Below are 3,990 nucleotides of genomic sequence, written 5' to 3'. Positions count from 1 at the left end.
GAGCGTGGCGTCGCCGCCGTCGTCCAGGATCATGTTCGGGCCGCCGGTGGGCGCGTCCGGCCAGGTCAGAGCCTGCTCGGTGCACCACCAGTACTCCTCCAGCGTCTCGCCCTTCCAGGCGAAGACCGGTATACCGGCGGCGGCGATCGCGGCGGCCGCGTGGTCCTGCGTGGAGAAGATGTTGCAGGACGCCCAGCGGACCTCCGCACCGAGTGCCGTCAGGGTCTCGATCAGGACGGCCGTCTGTACGGTCATGTGCAGCGAACCCGTGATCCGGGCCCCGGCCAGCGGCTGCTTGTCCGCGAACTTCTCACGGAGCGCCATCAAGCCCGGCATCTCGTGCTCGGCCAGCGTGATCTCCTTGCGGCCGAACGCGGCGAGGGAGAGGTCGGCGACCTTGAAGTCGATGGTGTCGACAGGTGTTTCAGCGGGCACTGCGGCTCCTTGAGGTCGCGTACGGGAACGGGTGCAGCTGGGGCGGCTGGGGCGGCTGGGCCGCAGGGTGGCTCGCGAGGATGCGCTGGTGGATGTCGAGTGCCGCGGTGGAGCGATTCAGGGTGATGTAGTGCAGGCCGGGCGCGCCTTCGGTGAGGAGGCGGTCGGCCATGGCGGTGGCGTGGTCGACGCCGATGCGGTGGCTTGTGGCAGGGTCGTCGCGGGCTGCTTCGAGTCGGTGGGCGAGGTCTTCGGGGAAGGCGGCGTCACTGAGTTCGGCGAAACGGCGGATCTGGCGTACGTCGGTGGCGGGCATGATCTCCGGGATGATCGGGGTGTCGCAGCCCGCCGCCGCGACCCGGTCGCGCAGGCGCAGGTAGTCCTCGACGTGGAAGAACATCTGGGTGATGGCGTAGTCCGCCCCGGCCTTGCATTTGGCGACGAAGTGGCGGATGTCGCTGTCCCAGTCGGGTGAACGGGGATGGCGTTCGGGGAACGCCGCGACGCCGATGGTGAAGTCGCCCAGGCTGCGGACGAGTTCGACGAGCTGGCGGGCGTGGGTGAGGCCGTGGGGGTGAGGGGTCCAGGGGCCTTTGGGGTCGCCTGGCGGGTCGCCGCGCAGGACGAGGACGTCGCGGATTCCGGCGTCCGCGTACTGGCCGATGATGGTGCGCAGTTCGGCGACGGAGTGGCCGACGGCGGTGAGGTGCGCGACGGGGCGCAGCGTGGTGTGGGCGGCGATGTCGCGGGTGACGGCGACGGTGCGTTCGCGGGAGGTGCCGCCCGCGCCGTAGGTGACGGAGACGAAGTCCGGGCGGAGGGCTTCGACCCGGCGGACGGTGTCCCACAGGGTCCGCTCGCCCTTGTCTGTCTTGGGCGGGAAGAACTCGAAGGAGAACGTGGGCTGTTGGGGCTGTGAGGGCTGTTGGGGTGTCATCTTCTGTCACTCCCCGCGTTGAAGTAGTTGGCCTGGGGGTGGTGGATGACGAGGGCGTCGGTGGACTGTTCGGGGTGGAGCTGGAACTCTTCGGAGAGGTGGACGCCGATCCGTTCCGGCTCCAGGAGCTGGGCGATCTTGGCGCGGTCTTCGAGGTTGGGGCAGGCGGGGTAGCCCAGTGAGTAGCGGCAGCCCTGGTACTCGGTGCGGAACATGCCGTCCATGCCCGTCGGGTCGGCAGCGGCGATACCCAGCTCGGCGCGGACGCGGGCGTGCCAGTACTCGGCCAGCGCCTCGGCGAGCTGGACGGACAGGCCGTGCAGTTCGAGGTAGTCGCGGTAGGCGTTCGCCTCGAACAGCTCGGCCGTGGCCTCGCCGATCCTGGAGCCGACGGTGACGACCTGGAGGCCGACGACGTCGGTTTCGCCGGAGTCTTCGGGGCGGAAGAAGTCGGCCAGGCACAGACGGCGGCCACGACGCTGACGGGGGAACGTGAAACGCGTCCGCTCGCCACCGCTCTTCTCATCGAGGATGATCAGGTCGTCGCCCTTGGACACACACGGGAAGTAGCCGTGCACCACGGCCGCCTCCAGCAGGCTGCCGGTGTGCAGCTTGTCCAGCCACATCCGCAGCCGCGGCCGCCCCTCCCCCTCGATCGTGTCGCCCTTCAAACCCCACTGGCCCTTGAACAACGCCCCCTCATCCAGCCAGGACGCGTATTCCTTGAGCTGGATGCCCTTGACCACACGCGTGCCCCAGAACGGCGGGGCCGGAATCGGGTTGTCGGTGACGGTGTCGGAACGGGCCGGGCCCTGTTCGGGGTTCTCCTCCACCGCGACGCTGGCGGCGGTGGTGGTTTTGACGCGGCGTTGCTTCAGCGGCGGGAGTCCGGCTCCGGGCACGCCGCGTTTGATGCCCATCAGGGCGTCCATCAGGCGCAGGCCCTCGAATGCGTCGCGGGCGTAGCGGACTTCGCCGTCGTAGATGTCGTGGAGGTCTTGTTCGACGTAGGCGCGGGTGAGGGCGGCGCCGCCGAGGATGACGGGGTAGTCGGCGGCCAGGCGGCGCTGGTTGAGTTCCTGGAGGTTCTCTTTCATGATCACGGTGGACTTGACCAGGAGCCCGGACATGCCGATCACGTCCGCGCGGTGTTCTTCGGCCGCGTCCAGGATCGCCGCGACGGGCTGTTTGATGCCCAGGTTGACGACGTTATAGCCGTTGTTGGACAAAATGATGTCGACGAGGTTCTTGCCGATGTCGTGGACGTCGCCGCGGACGGTGGCCAGCACGATCGTGCCCTTGCCCTCCGCATCACTCTTCTCCATGTGGGGTTCGAGGTAGGCGACCGCGGACTTCATCACCTCAGCCGACTGCAGCACGAACGGCAGCTGCATCTGCCCCGACCCGAACAGCTCCCCGACCACCTTCATCCCCGCCAGAAGCGTGTCATTGACGATATCCAGCGCCGGACGCGACTGCAGGGCCTCGTCGAGATCGGGTTCCAGGCCGTTCTTCTCGCCGTCGATGATCCTGCGCTGCAGACGCTCGTCCAAAGGCAGCGCGGCCAGCTCCTCCGCCTTGCCCGCCTTCATCGACTTCACCGTGGCCCCCTCGAAGAGGGCCATCAGCTTCTGCAACGGATCGTAGTCGTCGGTGCGCCGGTCGTAGATCAAATCCAGGGCCGTGGTGACCTGCTCCTCGTCGAACCGCGCGATCGGCAGGATCTTGCTGGCGTGCACGATCGCCGAGTCCAGCCCCGCCTTCACACACTCATCCAGGAACACCGAGTTCAGCAGCACACGGGCAGCCGGGTTCAGACCGAAGGAGATGTTCGACAACCCCAGCGTGGTCTGCACCTGCGGATGGCGGCGCTTCAGCTCCCGGATCGCCCCGATCGTCGCGATCCCGTCCCCACGCGACTCCTCCTGCCCCGTACAGATCGTGAACGTCAGGCAGTCGATCAGGATGTCCGACTCCCGGATCCCCCAGTTGCCGGTGAGGTCGTCGATGAGGCGTTCGGCGATGGCGACCTTCGTCTCCACCGTGCGGGCCTGGCCCTCCTCATCGATCGTCAACGCGATCAGCGCCGCACCATGCTCGCGGGCCAGGGAGGTGACCTTCGCGAAGCGGGACTCGGGGCCGTCGCCGTCCTCGTAGTTCACCGAGTTGATCACCGCCCGGCCGCCCAGCTTCTCCAGCCCCGCCTCGATCACCTCCACCTCGGTGGAATCCAGCACGATCGGCAGGGTCGAGGCGGTCGCGAACCGCCCGGCCAGCTCGGCCATGTCGGCCACACCGTCCCGGCCGACATAATCCACACACAAGTCCAGCATGTGCGCGCCCTCGCGGATCTGGTCACGGGCCATCTCCACACAGTCATCCCACCGCGCCTCCAGCATCGCGGTCCGGAACTTCTTCGACCCGTTCGCGTTCGTCCGCTCCCCGATCGCCATATACGACGTGTCCTGACGGAACGCCACCGACTGATACAACGACGCCGCACCCGGCTCCGGACGCGGCTCCCGCACCGACGGCGTCAGACCGCGCACCCGCTCCACCACCTGCCGCAGATGCTCCGGCGTCGTCCCGCAGCAGCCGCCCACCAGCGACAGGCCGTA

General features: G+C 68.0%; 3 protein-coding genes. All 3 read right to left on the bottom strand.

The features are described 5' to 3' along the window. Positions 1-435: adenosylhomocysteinase (locus tag ACX6XY_RS29820; protein ID WP_460337669.1), on the bottom strand; the 435-nt coding region annotated here is incomplete at its 3' end. Next, positions 425-1,372, bottom strand: a complete 948-nt coding sequence (gene metF, locus ACX6XY_RS29815; RefSeq protein WP_460337666.1) for a methylenetetrahydrofolate reductase [NAD(P)H] — start codon at positions 1,370-1,372, stop codon at positions 425-427. The genes metF and ACX6XY_RS29820, both read right to left, overlap by 11 nt. Then, positions 1,369-3,990 (bottom strand): methionine synthase (metH, locus tag ACX6XY_RS29810; RefSeq protein WP_460337663.1); only part of this gene is annotated, 2,622 nt, incomplete at its 5' end. The genes metH and metF, both read right to left, overlap by 4 nt.

The organism is Streptomyces sp. O3, assembly GCF_054788135.1.
Note: the sequence above shows the minus strand (reverse complement) of the source record. Positions and strands in the feature narration are given on the sequence as shown.